Origin of the sequence: Evansella vedderi (assembly GCF_030813435.1) — a bacterium.
Taxonomy (GTDB): Bacteria; Bacillota; Bacilli; order Bacillales; family Salisediminibacteriaceae; genus Evansella; species Evansella vedderi.
This window is the reverse complement of the sequence record NZ_JAUSUG010000022.1, coordinates 1-18,517: the sequence shown is the minus strand read 5'-3', so window position 1 is coordinate 18,517 and position 18,517 is coordinate 1. Positions and strand designations below refer to the sequence as shown.

Genomic DNA, 18,517 nt, shown 5'->3' with positions numbered 1-18,517 from the left:
TTGTGAGTTTCGTCATAAATAAAATAAAAGAGTATATTCAGGGCTGTCAGCAATGTTATGTCAGGGGTGAAGGAAAAAAACTATTTATCCGAAATAATGAGCGGGACGCTTTAGAAAGGAAACAAAAGAACTTAAAGGATAGACAGGCAGAAATTGTAAAAAACATAATCGATGGACATATCATTCGTGAGCAATCATTTGGGAACAGGTCTCTCGTAGAATATGGACTCCTGCTTCAAAATGTTATCCGTCATCATGGAAAGCTATATATTGAAGAACAGGTTCAGATTCGTCGAGCCGTCCTAGAGGATGGAGAAATTATTGATGATTATCAGCTGCAAAACGATGGAGATGGAAGCGTTCCGGAAGAAAGGTTAAGACAAACTTTTCATGAAAGTCCTCAGCGATCCAATCGGGGATATACTTATGATCGTTTAGCAGTGGTTCAATATGCAGAACGTTGGTGGAATGAATTTAACCCTGAATACCGAAAATTTGAAAATGATTGTACTAACTATGTTTCCCAATGTATGTATGCTGGCGGTCTTTCCATGAATGGACATCCTGATCGTTCCAACGGCTGGTGGTATCGTAATAATCAGTGGAGCTATAGCTGGACAGTGGCCCATGCTTTGCGCTGGTATTTAAGTGGGACTAAACATGGCGTTCGAGTCAAAGAGGTATCTAGTGCAGATCAATTGTTGAGGGGAGATGTTATTTGTTACGACTTTACTGGTGATGGAAATTGGCAACATACAACGATCGTCGTTGCAAAAGATGGGGAGGGAATGCCGTTAGTAAATGCTCATACCGCTAATAGTAGAATGAGATATTGGGCTTACGAGGATTCCACCGCATGGACACCTAATATCAAATATAAATTTTTCCATATTTTAGATAACCAATAACCTTACAAAAAAGTTGATTGAAGCGTAAATCATCACCCTCCAATTTTCGAGCAGCTAAAACTAGTTTTCATATATTGTGGTGTCTGTAAATACAGGGGAATTTGATTCGTTTGCTGGTTTCATTAATCTATAGTATTCTAAAATGGATTATAGATTATGAGGAAGCAGTGGTGTTAAAAGTGCGTGTCACTAAAGGCAAGTTGAAAATTATTTCTGTTCTAAGCCTCCTTTTTCTATTTTCTGCCTGTACAGCTTCTGATGCTACCTTAATGCAAGCTTCAAGGGAACTTCCATTTCCGGTTTTAGTTCCAAGTAACATCCCTGAAGAATGGGAAATAGCAGAAATCGTTTACGAGGATGAGCTTTTAGTCATAAGTTATTTAACAGAAAATGATCATCAGGTAGATTTAGTTCAGGATAGAAATATCCAAGGCTTAAATGTAGCTTTTTTAAGGGATTATATGCTTACGGGAACTGTTAATGAACAGTTGTATATGGAGGGGATTGAAATTAAAGAGATTTCAACATTTCTTGGTGAATTAACCTTTTTTCAACAGCCTGTACCTACTGTTCAATATACTTTTGTTAAAAAGCAGGATTTATTTGGTTCGTTAGAAAGGGTTCCTGTGTATCAGGTTATTGGTAAGGAAGCTTCTTTTGAGGATATAAAAATAGTTGTAGACTCATTAAATGTATATTCGAAATAAAGTGTAAATGGAGGGTGGGTCAAAAGGAATCCTTTTGTCCCACCCTTAGTTTTTATCTGCCGCTTACTTGAAATGGAATGGATTCGGTTGGAATTCGTGCAGGAGGAAAGTGCTCCTTTATAAATTTTAACGTTTCTTTCCATGCCGACTCTCCTGAAATAGCGTTCTCCATTGGGGTCCCCCCGTAGCTAGCCGTCTCGCCATTTTCTGGAAGAGAGGGCAAATACGGTTGCACTAATATGTGGCCAGCTTGTTTGTACGTTAAATGCTTGATATCAAATGGGAAGGAGTGTTTTTGGAGCCGGTTAAGCATTTGTTCCGTCATCTGAACAGATGGCCACAATGCATCTTCATCCCCACTGACAAAAAGGATGGGTCCTCCAATTCTTTCAACAGGTATTTCTGCAGCACGATTATCCTTTTGCTCATACTTTTCAATACTGCGCTTATAAATATTGGAAAAATCTATTTCCACTTTTGAAAATCGACTTTTTATTATCTTTAAGAAATCACCAATAGTATAGGAAAAGGGAACATACGGAACTTCTTTTTCTTGTTCAGACCATGAAGATTTCTTTCTTTTAAGGTCAAGTCCTTGAAAAACATATTGAGAAGGAGAATAGGCAATAACGCCTTTTATATCTTTGTTTTTTGAAGCAGCTAATAAAGCTAGCTCTGCTCCTTTCGAACTGCCAAAAATTAAAATTTTCTCCTTGTCAGCTTTAGGGTGGTGTTTTAACCAGTCCACCGCTTGATGCACCTGTTCAATTGGAACTTCAGAAAGAAGTTCCTGTTGGTTTGGTTGTCCCAAATAATCTAATGACAGGACACCATAACCATGTGAAGCTAGTAAAGCAGCTGTTTGATTGGGGGCTATCCCATCCAATCCACCGAGTAAAATAATGCTAGGGAGCTTTCTTTTATTTTGAGGATAATAAAAAATACCGTTTATTTCTTCAGCATGGATGGATTCTTCCAGCACATAATCTTCCTTAAAAAGTCTCGTAACGGTCCGTGCTTCCTTTCTCTGACTTATCGTTGATTCCAAGTCAATGTGTAAGGTTATTGGCTGTGTATCGTCTGCAGGCATTGGTTTGCTTGTCTGGCTGTCTGCTGGACGAAGACCCCAAATGAGCTCTGTAAAAATATTTTTGCCATTATTTCCATGGTCACCAATTAATAATTTTCCGTTTACATCTGCTTCCGTTGTCATCTTTGAGCTCCAAAGTCCGGAAACATCATTAACCATTGTCATGGTAATCGTAACTGTTTCTTTAGGCTCTAGTCCGTCCATATGAAGCTGTAGGGCTTCATCGACCCGTCCAATATCAGGGTATAGAAAACATTTCATAAGGATCCCACCTCATCACTTATTTCTTTACTAGCCTATTCGTACAAGCAAAAAAATAAGACAAAATTTATAAAATAAATCGTGGGAACTACTTTTACTTTCTCATGGAAAAACGAAAAAACTACTCTTCCATTGATGGAGAGTAGTCTTTACATTAGTTTTTATTTGGGTTGTCGTTATAACCAGCAGTAAATATGGCCACTAAAAAGGCTGCACAAACTCCCAAAATTAACATTGTTGCCATCAAAAATGCCTCCTTTGATGTCTTCTAAAAAACAATATACCACGTTTTGAAAAGAAAGAAAAGAATTCCTCGTAATGCAAGTCCCGTATCTTATTTCATTCGTCATGAGGATGGCGTATAATAGCCATATAGCTTAAGGAGGGATGTAATATGTTTGTTGTATTTAACGAATTACATGTGCCATTAGAAGGAAGGGAAAGTGTCGCTAATAGGTTTTCCAATAGTGCAGAAAAAATGAAAGAAATTCCTGGCTGCCTAGATTTCATGTTTCTTAATCCGGAAGATGATAGTAACTATCAAATCGTTTATACGAAATGGGAATCCAAGGAAGCATATGAAGCATGGGTAAATAGTGATGCCTTTAAGGCAGCCCACCGTGAACGCCGTGCCAATTTAGAAAAGAGTCCGACAACGGGTAACAATATTTCTACATACGAAGCTAAATATCATCTTTAGTCCCGAGTGATTTCACTCGGGTTTTTCTTAGAAGGGGAAATCCATGAAAAATGCTTATTTAACGAGTCATTTCCCGTTTATTTCTATTGTTCTATTTAGTTTATCCTTTTCCATTTTTACTTCAAGAGTATTGATAAATTATTTAGAGAATATTGGTCTTTATATGGGAATGACTGAATTTTTCTCAGAGCAAGGAATCCTTTTAACCTTGCTGTTTTTACTGTGGTTATTCTTTTTTATGTTATTTTCTGCTTTAAAATTGATCGCGGATACGATTAATGAATTGTCTTTATTATTTTTCTCTAAGGATGTGGAAGGCAGTGAGCTTCAAAGCCTGCGGGGTGGTACTTGGATCTTTTTGTGGGGTGGGCTGCTGTCTTTAGGGGTATCCTTTCAGTTATCTTTGTTAGTTCTGAGCTTTTTAGTGACATGTTTTGTTTATTTTATATTCTTTGTCTATCAGGTTAGTCCGTCTTTATCGTATATAGCAGTTGCTGGAATGGTCTTTTTCCATCTCTTTTTTTGGTTTACCTTTTTATTGGCTGTTGCTTATGCATTATTAAGATTATATAACAGTGTTATTGCAAGCTTACCAGTTTAAAAAAGAAAAAGGAGCGTCATGGGGTTTGGGTCATGATGCTCCTCCATATTTGTAAATGTAGGCTCCGATTTCTATTCGCGATGGGTTTAGGTTGATCATAGCCGAGCCATATTCCTCCTGTGTAATGTTCCGTTGCACCAATAAACCATAGGTCGTGATAGTTGTTGGTGGTTCCTGTTTTGCCGCCTAAATAGGTGGCATTAAAATGAGCTTGTCTTCCTGTCCCTTCTGTTACGACACGGCGGAGCATTTTCTTCATTTCATGATTGGTTTCCTGTGACCAAACTTCTTTTCCAGCTTTGTTCCACGTATACAAAATATGACCGTGCTTGTCTTTAACATATCGAATGGCTCTTGGGGAATGATATACTCCGTCTGTTCCAAAAGTGGTAAAAGCCTGTGTCATTTCTAGTACGGAAACACCGTGGGTTAACCCTCCTAGTGCAGCGGGTAAAATCATATCTTCTGGATTAAGCCGCGAAAACTCAAATGCGTCAAGGTAGGCAAATCCATGCTCGGGGCTAATTATATCAAGCATTCTCACGGCGGCAGTATTGTAGGAATGTTTGAAAGCCTGTTCCATCGTGACGTTACCGTAAACAGCTCCTCCAAAGTTTTGTGGTTGATAGTTGTTTTTTCGAAAGGGGGAAGCATCTACTGGACTTTTTTCCGTTACGTTCATTTTTTCTATGTACGGTGCAAAAACCAATAAGGGTTTTATGGATGAACCTGGTTGACGGTAAGCCTGATATCCACGATGAAAATCAAATTTACGATAATTTTTTCCTCCCGTAATAGCCACTATTTCATGATTGCGATGATCGATAATGGCTGTTGCCGCTTCCAAATCACTATTTCCTAATAAGTCACCGATTACTCCCTTTGCATTATTTTGAATATGTGTATCTAAAGCTGTTTCAATCGTAATTCCCTGTTGAAGTAAAGTCTCTACCCTGTTTTTTCTTAATGCTAAAAGTTCATCCTTTGCCTCTGGAGTTGCTGCCCTCGCTATTTTCTGATTGTATCCATCCACTTCTCCAATAAGGAGCTCCAACTCGTGAAAAACATAGGTAGCATAGTCCGGGTAGCCATCCATTTTTTTACCAAGGGAAAGGGTAATCGTTTCCCCTAAGGCTTCTTCGTAAGTATCCTTTGAAATTTTGTTCGTTTCGTACATTTTTTCTAATATCCAATTTTTCCGTATATGTGTTTCTTCTTTATTTGTTAAAGGGTTAAATCTTTGTGGATTATTAGGTATGGCGCAGAGAAATGCCGTTTCAGCTAATGTCAGCTCTTTGGAAGGTTTATTGAAATAAAACCGACTTGCCGCTTCAATACCGTATACACCATTTTGAAAATAAATCCCATTTAAATATAATTCTAAAATCTTTTCTTTCGTATATTGCTTTTCTAATTGATAGGCGTACAAGAGCTCAGTAAGCTTCCGTTCAAAGGATTTTTCATGGGTTAAAAATAAATTTCGGGCGAGCTGCTGTGTAACCGTACTTCCACCTTGATCTAATGATTGATTTTGTACATTAATCAGGAAAGCACGGGTAATTCCCTTCATATCAAACCCCTGATGTTGAAAAAAGGTTTGGTCTTCAGCAGCTAAAATAGCATCAACAGCATAGGAAGGGATATGATCGTAAGGTAAATAGATTCTGTTCATTTCCCCATAAATATCGACTATAACTTTTCCGTCTTTATCATACATGGTACTGTTTTCGGATAATTGTACGTTTGATACGGAAATGTTTTCGTCAAGGAACTCCTGGATGGACTGGACATTATTCCATTCCTGAGATGTTTTTAAAAATAAAAAAGAGAACAGAGATATTAGAATCAAAATGAATAGATTACCGGTAATTATTCGCATCCTTAACCCACTTTCCTTAGAGGTTACTTCTTATTTTACCTGACTTTCAAGGAGAGGGAAGAGCTTTTTTCCATAAATCTATAATGGATAAATTTAAAAGGAAGAGAATCTTATTACAGTTGACTGCATAAGATGAATCATGGATGTCTAATAGGAAATCTGGTGTTGAGAGGAGGAAATTATGGATATTTTAAACAAAATTCAAAGACACCGGGAGGAAGAAGGACGCCTGAAATGGGAAGGGACATTCGCTGATTATTTAGAAATAGTAAAAGAGCGACCGGAAGTGGCTCAAACAGCTCACTCCCGTATTTATAACATGATTAAAGACGCGGGAGTCGAGGTAGTGGACGGAAAGAAAAGGTACAAATTTTTTGAAAATCAAATTTATGGTCTTGAAGATGCAATTGAAAGATTAGTAGAAGAGTATTTTCACTCGGCTGCACGTCGCTTAGATGTAAAAAAACGTATTTTACTCCTTATGGGACCAGTTAGTGGTGGTAAATCAACCATCGTAACGATGCTGAAAAGAGGGTTAGAGGAATATTCTCGAACCGATCGTGGAGCCGTTTATGCCATTAAGGGCTGCCCAATGCATGAGGACCCATTACATCTAATTCCTTATCATTTGAGAGATGATTTCTTTAAGGAATATGGTATTCGTATTGAGGGGAATTTATCGCCTTTAAACATGATGCGATTGGAGCAGGAATACGGAGGCCGCATTGAAGATGTAGAAGTGGAAAGGATTTTCCTTTCTGAAGATCGTCGGGTAGGGGTTGGGACCTTTAGTCCGTCTGATCCGAAATCCCAGGATATTGCCGATTTAACAGGGAGCATTGATTTTTCAACGATTGCCGATTATGGGTCAGAATCTGATCCTAGAGCCTATCGATTTGATGGGGAATTAAATAAGGCTAACCGAGGATTAATGGAATTTCAGGAGATGCTCAAGTGTGACGAAAAATTCCTTTGGCATTTATTATCCTTGTCTCAAGAAGGGAATTTTAAGGCCGGTCGATTTGCCTTAATCTCTGCGGACGAGATGGTGATAGCCCACACGAACGAAGCGGAATATAAGTCATTCATATCCAACAAAAAAAATGAGGCTTTACATTCAAGAATTATCGTAATGCCAATTCCTTACAATTTAAAGGTTAGTGAAGAAGAGAGAATTTACGAGAAAATGATTCAAGAAAGTGATATTGCCGACGTGCATATTGCTCCTCATGCCTTAAGGATCGCTGCTATATTTACGGTACTTACAAGGTTGAAGGAATCGAAGAATAATAGTGTAGATATTTTGAAAAAGCTTAAGCTATATGATGGTCAAAATGTGGAGGGCTTCAGTGCTCAAGATGTAGAAGAATTGAGAAAAGAGTTCCCAGATGAGGGAATGGACGGAATTGATCCACGTTACGTCATTAATAGAATTTCTTCCGCTATTATTCGTAAGGAGCTTACGGCTATTAATGCTTTAGATGTTTTGCGATCGATTAAAGATGGCTTAGACCAACATGCGTCTATATCTAAGGATGACCGGGAGAGGTATTTAAACTTTATCTCCATAGCGCGGAAAGAGTACGACGAAATTGCCAAGAAGGAAGTTCAAAAGGCATTCGTGTATTCTTATGAAGAATCTGCTAAGACGTTAATGGATAACTATTTAGACAATGTGGAAGCCTATTGCAATAAAAACAAGATCCGTGACCCTCTTACTGGTGATGAAATGAATCCTGATGAAAAATTAATGAGATCTATTGAAGAACAAATTGGGATCTCAGAGAATGCTAAAAAAGCATTCCGGGAAGAGATATTGATTCGAATTTCAGCCTATGCAAGAAAAGGGAAGAAATTTGATTATAATTCCCATGAACGCTTGCGGGAAGCGATTCAGAAAAAACTGTTTGCAGACTTGAAGGATGTGGTTAAAATTACCACTTCTACGAAGACACCAGACGAAAACCAATTGAAGAAAATAAATAATGTTATTGAAAGACTCATTGACGAATACGGTTATAACTCTACATCTGCTAACGATCTATTAAGATATGTGGGCAGTCTGTTAAACCGTTAGGGCACAGGTTATAAGTATGGGGAGGTCACCAATTTGGTGGGCTCCCTTAATTTTTTTAGCCGATGTTGAAACGGGAGTAAGAGAAAGGAAGAAGACTTCGCGTTACTACAAACACCAGAATTGAAACACGAGCAACCGTTTTTTATTTAAAAGTCTTTTCTTTGGAATTATTTTTTAGAATATAGTAATATAAATATACAGAATATTATAAATAATCAAATTAGTGTTGTTCATGACGCGCTATTTATCAATTAGAAAATCTAACTAAGAATGGTTGTTTGATTACAATCACACTTGGTAACGGTTATGTTATTGCTACATAAGAATAGTATTAATTACATTTCTTTTACAAATATAATGATTAGATTATAATGGTTTGAAATAAAACGCTGATGGTAATATATAGTAAAAAGGAACCTGTTAAACCTAATAAAAATATGGAGGAGAAACTGGAATGGAAATGGAAGGTCAGGTTTATGAGTCGGAAGTAGAAAATAAAATTAACTGGAAGAAAGAAATTTGGAGCTGGACGAAAACATTTATCGTGGTGATCCTTGTTGTTTCTATTGTTAGAGGTTTCTTTTTTACTAACTATATTGTTTACGGCCAATCGATGATGCCTACCATTGAGGATGGGGAAAGAATTATCGTTAATAAAATAGGTTACGAAATGAACGAACCGGATCGATTTGATTTAATTATATTTCATGCAACACAGGATACTGATTATATTAAGCGGGTTATCGGTCTGCCAGGAGATACAATAGAGTATAAAGATGATGTGTTATACGTTAATGATGTAGCGGTAAGGGAAGAGTTTTTGGCTTCCCATCGAGATGCTTACACTACTGGTTTATTCACAGAAAACTTTACACTGGAATCTGTAACAGGTTCTTCTATCGTACCGGAGGATCATGTATTTGTACTGGGAGATAATAGAAGAAACAGTATTGATAGTAGACATATTGGATTTGTAGAGTTCAAGGAAATTGTAGGGAAAGCTAATTTAGCTTACTGGCCGCCTAAAAATTTAAGAATATTTAACTAGCACTGAATTTTTTTATTCAGTGTATTTTTTTAATTTGTTGCTTCAAAAACTTGTTATATGGCGTTTTGAAAGGACTTGTCCACTTCTTTTCTATGAAAAATAATGAAATAGCTTGTATTATTATCAGATTTTTTTGTCAACTGAATAGATTTTTTGCATAGGATAGAGTAAGCTATTTTTTTACAACACCAACGTGGTGTTCAACGCAGAAGTGCCGTCAAGGTTAGTGTATGAATCGTTTGTTAACTTGTGCATGTCCAAAAAGAATAAGGAGGGAATTGGAATGAAAGGCAGTAGAGGAAGGAATTTTGTTGTCTCTCAAGAGAATTGGTCCCTCCATCGAAAAGGATACCAAGACCAACAACGTCACCAAGAAAAGGTGCAAGAGGCAATTAACAAGAATTTACCTGATTTAGTGAGTGAAGAAAATATTATAATGTCTAATGGCCGAGAGGTAGTAAAAATCCCAATAAGGTCTTTAGATGAGTACAAAATTCGTTATAACTATGATAAAAACAAGCATGTGGGCCAAGGGAATGGGGACAGTGAAGTTGGTGATGTGGTAGCCAGAGACGGAACCCCTGATAAAGCAGGTCCTGGAAAAGGAGAGGGAGCAGGAGATCAGCCGGGAGAGGACTATGTGGAAGCAGAAGTCTCCTTAGCAGATTTAGAGGAGATTTTATTCCAAGAGTTAGAATTGCCTAATCTCCAGCAAAAGGAACAAGACAATATTGTGGTTGAAGATATTGAGTTCAACGATATCCGAAAGAAAGGACTAATGGGGAATATTGATAAACGAAGAACGATTCTTCAAGCAATCAAACGAAATGCAATGGAAGGAAGACCAGGAGTTGCTCCAATTTACAATGATGATTTACGTTTTAAAACCTGGGAGGAAAAAATCAGACCTGATTCAAAAGCAGTTGTCTTAGCAATGATGGATACGTCCGGGTCTATGGGGCGTTGGGAAAAGTTCATGGCAAGAAGCTACTTCTTCTGGATGACTCGATTCTTAAGAACAAAATATGAAACAGTTGATATTGAGTTTATTGCCCATCATACGGAAGCAAAGGTAGTATCAGAGACTGATTTCTTTCAAAAAGGGGAGAGTGGAGGAACCATTTGCTCTTCCGCCTATCGAAAAGCATTAGAATTAATCGAAGCAAAATATTCACCAGAAAGATATAACATCTATCCGTTCCATTTTTCCGATGGAGATAATTTAACTTCTGACAATCAACGTTGTTTAGCTCTGGTCAATGAATTAATGGAAGTATCCAGTATGTTTGGTTATGGAGAAGTAAATCAATATAACAGGCCATCTACTTTAATGAGTGCCTATAAAAATATTCAGGACAAACGTTTCCGCCATTACGTATTAAGGGAAAAGGCAGATGTATATCGAGCTTTGAAATGGTTCTTCAGAAAAGAAGAGGAAGGAACGCTTGTTCATTAAAAGTTCACAAAATTGTGCGGGACCCGGTCCCGCACAATTTTGCATGAATTTAAGGGGATTTGGAGAAAAATAAAAAAGGTGGACAAGTTTTCCTTGTTCACCTTTCATTTATGTTTATTCGTTGCATGACCTACAAAAAGTGTGTTAATATAAACTGTATTTTAATATACATATGTATTGTAGACGAAATTACCCATTATAATTTTATCTTAAAACACCTGACTTGTCAAACTTTATTTTAGGGAGTGGAATTAAGTGACCGAAAAGAATGAGGAATGGCAAAAGGAACAACAGTATGTCAGCTTTGTTGTGAAGGAAATTAAAAGAAGAATGAAAAGTATAATTGAAAATGTGGGGCACCTGAAGGAAGGGATCATTGGTCTAAGGAAAACCTTTTGGGAGGATGTTACGATAAACTTAGATGATGCCCATGAGGTTGGGGAAACCTTCACAAGTATTAAACAACAGGCTGAGATGCTGTCCGAGCGAGAACGAACACATAAACATTTTTACAAGCAAATGAAAAACTTAGAGAGGCTGAAGGATTCTCCCTACTTTGGAAGAATAGATTTTCTAGAGGATGGGGAGAAGCAGCCGGAAACCGTTTATATAGGAATTGCCTCCTTGATGGACGAGAAGGATGAGGATTTTCTCATTTATGATTGGCGGGCACCAATATCAAGCCTGTACTACAACTACTCTCCAGGACCAGCTCAATACGAAGTACCTGAGGAAGTCATCAAAGGTAATATTGAGCTAAAGCGTCAATACATCATAAGAAATGGCGAAATGAAAAGTATGTTTGACACAGGTGTCACCATTGGTGATGAAATGCTTCAGGAAGTTTTAAGCAACACAGCGAACACTCAGATGAAAAGCATCGTTGCAACAATACAAAAGGAACAGAATGAAATTATCCGAGACGAAAAAAGTAAATATTTGCTCGTGCAAGGGGTTGCGGGCAGTGGAAAAACTTCTGCAGCTCTTCAGCGTGTGGCTTATTTACTTTACCGTTATAGGGGGAAAATGGATGCTGATAATATAATGCTGTTTTCCCCTAATTATTTATTTAACAGCTATGTAGCCACTGTTCTTCCAGAGCTTGGAGAAGAAAATATGAAGCAATCCACCTTCCAGGAATATTTGCAATTTAGACTAGGGAAGAAATTTACATTGGATGACCCCTTTTCCCAATTAGAATATTTACACACATCTAAACAAGAAGAGGATTACACTTCTAGGATTCAAGGGATTACATTTAAGGCAAGTCTTAAATATAAGGAGCTTCTTGATAAGTACGTAAAGTATCTTTCCCATAGTGGGCTATTATTTAAGGATATTACTTCCCGTGGCGAGGTTTTGTTCACAGCAGAGGACATAAAGAACTATTTCTATTCACTAGAGAGTAGTATTACCATTCCAAACCGTGTCCGTTTAACGGCAGAGTGGTTATTGAAGAGATTAGCAGAAATGGAAAAGGAAGAAAGAAAAAAGGATTGGGTTCTAGAAGAAAGTGAGCTATTAGATAAGGAAGACTATTTAGAAACGTACAAGGAGCTTCAAAAGGATAGCTATAATGAAGATACCTTTAATGATTTAGAAGAAGAACAGGCTTTACTTGCGAAAAAAGTAGTGAGACGTCGTTTCCATCCAGTAAAGAAAAGGATAAAACAATTAAAATTCATAGATATTAAAAGCTTATATAAGCAACTGTTTCATATTGAATTAGTGGAAGAATTGGGATATAAGCCATTAAAGAATTGGAAAGAAATAAGTAATTTAACCTTACAGTATCTTGAAAAGAATGAATTGTTATACGAAGATGCAACCCCTTTTCTATACTTAACAGATCAAATTGAAGGACGAAAAACAAATACAGTTATACGACATTTATTTATTGATGAAGCACAGGATTATTCTCCCTTTCAGTTGGAATACCTGAAGCAATTGTTTCCAAATAGCAAAATGACCATATTAGGGGATATAAATCAAGCAATTTACGCTCACTCTATGGAGGCACCTACATTATTGTCAGAAGGTTTATATGATAGTAAAGAAACTGGCCGTGTTACCTTAACAAGAAGCTATCGCTCGACCAAACAAATTGTAGAATTCACAAAAGGATTAAATCCAAATGGTCATTTCATTGAAGCCTTTAATAGACAAGGGGAATTACCAACTTTAACTGAGTCTAACTATAAGGATGAACTTCATAAAGGCATAGTAAGTAAAGTACATGATTTGCTAAAAAAGGGACATGAGACGATCGCCATTTTGTGCAAAACCGCTGCCGAAAGCAGAGAAGTCTACGAAGATCTAAAAAATGATTTGGATATTCATTTAATGGATAAGGAAAGCCATACATTTAATAAAGGCGTACTGCTTTTGCCTGCTTACTTGGCAAAGGGAATTGAATTTGATGCTGTTATTATTTTTAATGCTTCTAATGAAATATACGGGGATGAATCGGAGAGAAAGCTTTTTTATACAGCGTGTACAAGAGCGATGCATGAGCTCCATTTATTCACGCTAGGTAATGTCACCCACTTTTTAGATAATGTAGACCAAGGTACCTATTGTGAGACCGGGTCCAGTACAATTTTGTGACATTTTTCCAGCGCTTTTAAGTCGTTGTAGTTATTTATTGGTTCGTATCTTGTCTACTTATTTGTTAACCCTAACCCTTAAGGGAGGGGGGTGTTACTAATGGCTGCAGATGTATTATGTGAAGTAAACAATTGTAAGTATTGGGAACACGGAAATAAGTGTGCTGCTGACAGTATTTACGTAGTCAGTCATACAGGAAAAAAAGCTGAAAAACAAGAAGAGACGGATTGTAAAACCTTCGATCCAGGGGTATAAAGTAAAATGGGCAGCGCTATGCTGCCCATTTTTGTGTCCAAATCATGTTTTTTTGTCAAAATTTTAATAAATCACATACGTTTTGATGACTTTTGCATACATATTTATTGTAGGCATAAATAGGCTTTAAGACAAAGCTTTTCCAAGTAAGGAAGGGGGAATAAGAATGCAGTTTCAAAACTTACCCAATTTAGTTGATGTAAGAAATCAATTAACGACACACCCAAATCGATCCTATGGCCGTCACCGTTTGGAACAAATTTCTTATATTACCGTACACCATAGTGCGACAACTAGCGGCAACGCTCAGTCATTCGCAAATTATCATGTAAATTTTAATAATTGGCCAGGGATAGGTTACCATTTTGTTATTTTACGGGATGGTGCCATTCAATGGACAAATGATTTACAAACAACCAGCTTTCATACTGGTGGAAGAAATACAGGAAATATTGGGATTTGTTTAGTTGGGTCTGGGCAGTTTACGGATGAACAATTAGAACGCCTGGTAACACTTATTGTTCATTTAAGAATGGATCTTTCTGTTCCAGTTCGAAGAGTGCTTGGACATAATGAACATCCGGATCAAACAACTGCTTGTCCAAGCTTAAACATGGATAGAATTAGGAATCAAGTAGAAGCAGGTAGAACAACAGCCCCAGCCCCTGGGGATACAGTAGAACCGGAAGGAAATGGAGGAGAGGATATGCCGGTAAATTTACCAACACGAACGTTACGAAGAGGAGATCATGGTGAACAAGTAAGAAGGTTGCAGAATGCATTAATGCAAGCTGGAGTAAATTTACCTCAATTTGGTGCTGACGGTATTTTCGGACAGGAGACGGAGCGGGCTGTAAGAAGATTTCAACGGGAGCATGGATTAACGATAGATGGAATAGCAGGTCCAGAAACATATCAGCGATTACGAGAAGTGTTAACGAATGCTTCAGATACAATCCACCGGGTACAAGTAGGCGCTTTCTCGGAAAGAGAAAATGCGGAAAGCCTTGCAAGAGAATTAAGGGAACTAGGATACGACGTTGTAATAAAATCAACTTAAATAAAGGTACTTTTTGCATAGATTATTAACTCGAAGGAGTGAAAGGCGGCGACTCCAGCGTTGCCCGGGGAAAGCGTCCGCCTGTAACGAATTCGAATACTTTTTTCTTCTAAAACTAATTATACTGAATTAAAGAGATTCCAATCAAAGTTGGGGTCTTTTTTCTTTGTTTACCAGGCAATTATATTTTTTCTGAATGTGGATAACAGTAGCTGAATAATCGTCTAGCTTCATGCGCCATCGGCTCGAGAAAATTTCTGCCCGAATAAAAAGCAAAAAGCGCTTTTTATCGGTCAGAGCATTTTCCGTTCGAATAGGCAACGCGCGCGTTGCCGCTTCGATAGGCAGGCGCATTGCGCTTTTATTCTTGGGATTATTAGGAAAGAGTATATGTTCTCCTTACTTTATAATGTCCTAAATTCAATGACATACTAAAAATAGTATATTTAGTAAAGCAATAAATTATAAAAACCTTTAATCTTTTCAAAACAGTGGTATAATGGTACAGTTGTGATGATTTTGTATTACTAAGGAGAGAACAAATTAGAATGAATATTCGTAATGATATAAGAAATATTGCTATCATAGCCCACGTTGACCATGGAAAAACAACGTTAGTAGATAAATTGTTGCACCAGTCAGGAACATTTCGTAATAATGAACAAGTGGAAGAAAGAGCAATGGATTCCAACGCCATTGAGAAAGAGCGTGGAATCACCATCCTTGCTAAAAATACAGCAATAAACTATAAAGAAAACCGTATTAACATCATGGATACACCGGGACACGCTGATTTTGGCGGAGAAGTGGAACGAATTATGAAAATGGTGGATGGAGTACTCCTTGTAGTAGATGCTTACGAAGGATGTATGCCACAAACAAGATTCGTTCTTAAGAAAGCCCTTGAACAAAAGCTTACACCAATTGTTGTAGTGAATAAAATTGACCGTGACTTTGCAAGGCCTGCAGAGGTTGTGGATGAAGTCATTGATTTATTTATTGATTTAGGTGCTGATGAGGATCAGTTAGATTTCCCTGTCGTTTATGCTTCTGCTATTAATGGAACTGCAAGCTTAGATCCTGAGAAGCAAGATGAGAACATGGAAGCATTATTTGAATCGATCATTGATCATATCCCAGCTCCAGTGGATAACAGTGAAGAACCTCTTCAATTTCAAGTAGCATTACTTGATTATAATGATTACTTAGGAAGAATTGGGATTGGCCGTATTTTCCGTGGAACCATGAAGGTTGGCCAGCAGGTTGCCTTAATGAAGTTAGACGGATCTGTTAAGCAATTCCGTGTAACGAAGCTATTTGGTTTCCTAGGATTGAAACGAATTGAAATTGAAGAAGCGAAAGCTGGAGATTTAATTGCCGTTTCAGGTATGGAGGAAATTAACGTTGGTGAAACAGTTTGCCCTGTTGAGAACCAAGATCCACTGCCGATCCTTCGTATTGATGAGCCTACATTACAAATGACGTTCTTAGTTAACAACAGTCCATTTGCAGGTAAGGAAGGAAAATGGATTACAAGCAGAAAAGTGGAAGAGCGGCTGAAAGCTCAATTAGAAACGGACGTAAGCTTACGCGTAGAGAATACGTCTTCACCTGACGTTTGGATTGTATCCGGACGTGGAGAGCTTCACTTGTCTATTCTTATTGAAAATATGAGGCGTGAAGGCTTCGAATTACAAGTTTCTAAACCAGAGGTTATTGTTAGGGAAATAGATGGTGTTCGTTGTGAGCCTGTTGAACGTGTTCAAATCGATGTTCCTGAAGAATACACTGGTGCTGTTATGGAATCCCTTGGAGCGCGTAAGGGAGAAATGCAGAACATGACTAATAATGGTACTGGACAAGTTCGATTAGAATTTATGGTACCAGCACGTGGTTTAATCGGTTATTCCACTGAGTTTTTAACACAAACAAGAGGTTACGGAATAATCAACCATACATTTGACAGCTATCAACCTATGGTCGAAGGCCAAGTGGGTGGACGTCGTCAAGGTGTCATGGTTTCCATGGAGTCCGGCAAAGCTACCCAATACGGGATCATGCAAGTGGAAGACCGTGGTACGATTTTTGTGGAGCCTGGAACGGAAATTTATGCAGGGATGATCGTTGGAGAGCATACACGTGAAAATGACATCACTGTTAATATTACTAAGCTTAAGCAAATGACTAACATGCGTTCTGCCACAAAGGACCAAACGGTTACCATGAAAAAACCAAGAATAATGACTTTAGAAGAGGCATTAGAATACTTGAATGATGACGAGTATTGCGAGGTAACTCCTGAGTCCATTCGTCTAAGAAAGAAAATTCTTGATAAAAACGAACGTGAGCGAATTGCTAAGAAAAAGAAATATGCAAGTCAAGAAGCATAAAGAAAAAAGCAAGTGCGTATTTGGATACGTACTTGCTTTTCTTATTGTACCGGCTTTTTATTAAAAAATGAGGCCACGAAGCTAATGATTCTATAGATGGAGAATAACGCCATACATGTCATCAGTGATCCAGCCATGTATCCTGCTGCTGTAAAAGAAGGTCTAAACCATTCTCTGTTTTGTCCAACGAAATAACCAACGATGATGGAAATAATAAAGATGGAGAATACAATAATATATTCGCGCTTTTCTTCCTTGCTCATTTCCTTAAGTTTTGTCATGAATTTCCTCCTTTTTATTGGATAACTTAGCTATATTATAAGGGTTCACCCATATAGTTGCAATTATGACTGTAAGTTGGGTTGGTGTTTTCACAAACTTTGTTCCTATTTTAAAAAAAGCGTGGAGAAGCGAAAGAGGGCGACTCTAAGCCATCTTATATACTATCTATGCTAAAAAGATTTGATTAATGGAATAATTGACGCATTTTTATCTGAAGATTAAGATAGTAATGATAAAGAAAAAGGAGAGATTGACTAATGAGACAGAAGAGTCCCTTTGTTTCTACCTTTTCCATTGTGGCCTTCGATCCAGATACGAATGAACTTGGTATTGCCGTTCAATCGAAATTTTTAGGAGTAGGTGCTGTTGTTCCTTGGGCTAAAGCTGGCGTCGGGGCAGTAGCCACTCAATCATTTGCGAACACACGCTTTGGACCGGATGGTTTAACGTTATTAGAGCAAGGTTTGTCACCACAAGAAGTTGTAGAAAAACTAATTGAAAATGATGACGCTCGGGATTTACGTCAATTTGCTATTATTGACGCATCCGGAAACAGTGCTGCCTATACCGGTAAGGATTGTTACGATTGGGCAGGGCATCGATCCGGTACATATTGCTCCGCACAAGGAAATATATTAGTGAGCGAAAAAACAGTGGAAACGATGGTGTCTGTTTTTGAAAAAACGGAAGGTACATTAGCAAAAAGGCTTCTAGAGGCCCTTGATCAGGGACAAGCTGCAGGTGGAGATTCTAGAGGTAAGCAATCTGCTGCTTTGTTTATTGTTCAGGAAGAAGGGGGCTACGGCGGCTATAATGATAGGAAATATGATCTTAGGGTAGATGATCATCCAGACCCAATAAAAGAGCTAAAACGTTTATTTGAACTGCACCAACTGTATTTCTCAAGGCCTAATGAAGTAGAGCTTTTAGACATGGAAGGTGATGTGTTGAGTGAGGTGCAGAAATTTTTAGTGACCGAGGGGATTCTTGATCAAGTGTATGGGGAATATAACGAGGTCGTTAAGGATAGCTTGAAAACCTTCTATATGCAAGAAAATTTCGAGGAGCGGTGGTGTGAGGATAATAAAATGGATCCTTATGTGAATGAATTTCACAATTCACTTTTTAAAAAAGCAAACACTCTCAGAATAATAGTTATACCGTTAAAAAATTTGATTTATTAACTTTGATGTTGA

At 37.8% G+C, this 18,517-nt stretch carries 15 protein-coding genes; 12 read left to right on the top strand and 3 right to left on the bottom strand.

The genetic code is table 11. The features are described from left to right. The first annotated feature begins 2 nt into the window (after positions 1-2). Positions 3-908, top strand: coding sequence for an amidase domain-containing protein (locus J2S74_RS21785; RefSeq protein ID WP_307330079.1), 906 nt, complete (start codon positions 3-5; stop codon positions 906-908). A gap of 110 nt (positions 909-1,018) precedes the next feature. Continuing rightward, positions 1,019-1,615: a hypothetical protein gene (locus tag J2S74_RS21780; protein ID WP_307330076.1), complete on the top strand. Its 597-nt coding sequence runs from the start codon at positions 1,019-1,021 to the stop codon at positions 1,613-1,615. Between the two features lie 52 nt (positions 1,616-1,667). On the opposite strand, the gene J2S74_RS21775 is transcribed toward J2S74_RS21780, so the two are convergent. Further along, on the bottom strand, positions 1,668-2,966 hold the full coding sequence (locus J2S74_RS21775) for an acyl-CoA thioester hydrolase/BAAT C-terminal domain-containing protein (protein WP_307330074.1): 1,299 nt from the start codon (positions 2,964-2,966) through the stop codon (positions 1,668-1,670). A 394-nt stretch (positions 2,967-3,360) separates the two neighbouring features. Between J2S74_RS21775 and J2S74_RS21770 the strand changes: the two genes are divergently transcribed. Continuing rightward, a complete protein-coding gene (locus tag J2S74_RS21770; protein WP_307330072.1) occupies positions 3,361-3,666 on the top strand; it encodes an antibiotic biosynthesis monooxygenase family protein in 306 nt (101 codons plus the stop codon). Between the two features lie 43 nt (positions 3,667-3,709). Beyond that, positions 3,710-4,267, top strand: a complete 558-nt coding sequence (locus J2S74_RS21765) for a DUF5366 family protein (protein ID WP_307330069.1) — start codon at positions 3,710-3,712, stop codon at positions 4,265-4,267. A gap of 16 nt (positions 4,268-4,283) precedes the next feature. Here J2S74_RS21765 and J2S74_RS21760 read toward each other — a convergent pair whose 3' ends face one another. Then, positions 4,284-6,146: a transglycosylase domain-containing protein gene (locus J2S74_RS21760; protein ID WP_307330065.1), complete on the bottom strand. Its 1,863-nt coding sequence runs from the start codon at positions 6,144-6,146 to the stop codon at positions 4,284-4,286. A gap of 181 nt (positions 6,147-6,327) precedes the next feature. Between J2S74_RS21760 and J2S74_RS21755 the strand changes: the two genes are divergently transcribed. The 7 genes from J2S74_RS21755 to typA all read left to right on the top strand — a co-directional run bounded on the left by J2S74_RS21755 (position 6,328) and on the right by typA (position 17,039). After that, positions 6,328-8,223 (top strand): PrkA family serine protein kinase, encoded by a 1,896-nt coding sequence (locus J2S74_RS21755; RefSeq protein ID WP_307330063.1) that lies wholly within the window; start codon positions 6,328-6,330, stop codon positions 8,221-8,223. Positions 8,224-8,677: 454 nt separating this feature from the next. Further along, complete coding sequence (lepB, locus tag J2S74_RS21750; RefSeq protein WP_307330060.1) at positions 8,678-9,271, top strand: signal peptidase I; 594 nt, start codon at positions 8,678-8,680, stop codon at positions 9,269-9,271. 283 nt (positions 9,272-9,554) lie between these two features. Then, positions 9,555-10,727 (top strand): sporulation protein YhbH, encoded by a 1,173-nt coding sequence (gene yhbH, locus J2S74_RS21745; RefSeq protein WP_307330057.1) that lies wholly within the window; start codon positions 9,555-9,557, stop codon positions 10,725-10,727. A 255-nt stretch (positions 10,728-10,982) separates the two neighbouring features. Continuing rightward, positions 10,983-13,334, top strand: coding sequence for an RNA polymerase recycling motor HelD (helD, locus tag J2S74_RS21740; RefSeq protein WP_307330054.1), 2,352 nt, complete (start codon positions 10,983-10,985; stop codon positions 13,332-13,334). Positions 13,335-13,433: 99 nt separating this feature from the next. Then, positions 13,434-13,589 carry a DUF1540 domain-containing protein gene (locus tag J2S74_RS21735; RefSeq protein ID WP_307330049.1) on the top strand — a complete coding sequence of 52 codons (156 nt, stop codon included), beginning with the start codon at positions 13,434-13,436 and terminating at the stop codon, positions 13,587-13,589. A 166-nt stretch (positions 13,590-13,755) separates the two neighbouring features. Further along, positions 13,756-14,649: an N-acetylmuramoyl-L-alanine amidase gene (locus J2S74_RS21730; protein ID WP_307330047.1), complete on the top strand. Its 894-nt coding sequence runs from the start codon at positions 13,756-13,758 to the stop codon at positions 14,647-14,649. Positions 14,650-15,197: 548 nt separating this feature from the next. Further along, complete coding sequence (gene typA / locus J2S74_RS21725; RefSeq protein ID WP_307330044.1) at positions 15,198-17,039, top strand: translational GTPase TypA; 1,842 nt, start codon at positions 15,198-15,200, stop codon at positions 17,037-17,039. A 41-nt stretch (positions 17,040-17,080) separates the two neighbouring features. Here the strand turns inward: typA and J2S74_RS21720 are convergent, their stop codons facing one another. Beyond that, positions 17,081-17,320: a hypothetical protein gene (locus tag J2S74_RS21720; protein ID WP_307330041.1), complete on the bottom strand. Its 240-nt coding sequence runs from the start codon at positions 17,318-17,320 to the stop codon at positions 17,081-17,083. A 258-nt stretch (positions 17,321-17,578) separates the two neighbouring features. On the opposite strand from J2S74_RS21720, the gene J2S74_RS21715 reads away from it, so the two are divergent. Next, positions 17,579-18,505: a DUF1028 domain-containing protein gene (locus J2S74_RS21715; RefSeq protein ID WP_307330038.1), complete on the top strand. Its 927-nt coding sequence runs from the start codon at positions 17,579-17,581 to the stop codon at positions 18,503-18,505. The last annotated feature ends 12 nt before the right edge of the window (positions 18,506-18,517 follow it).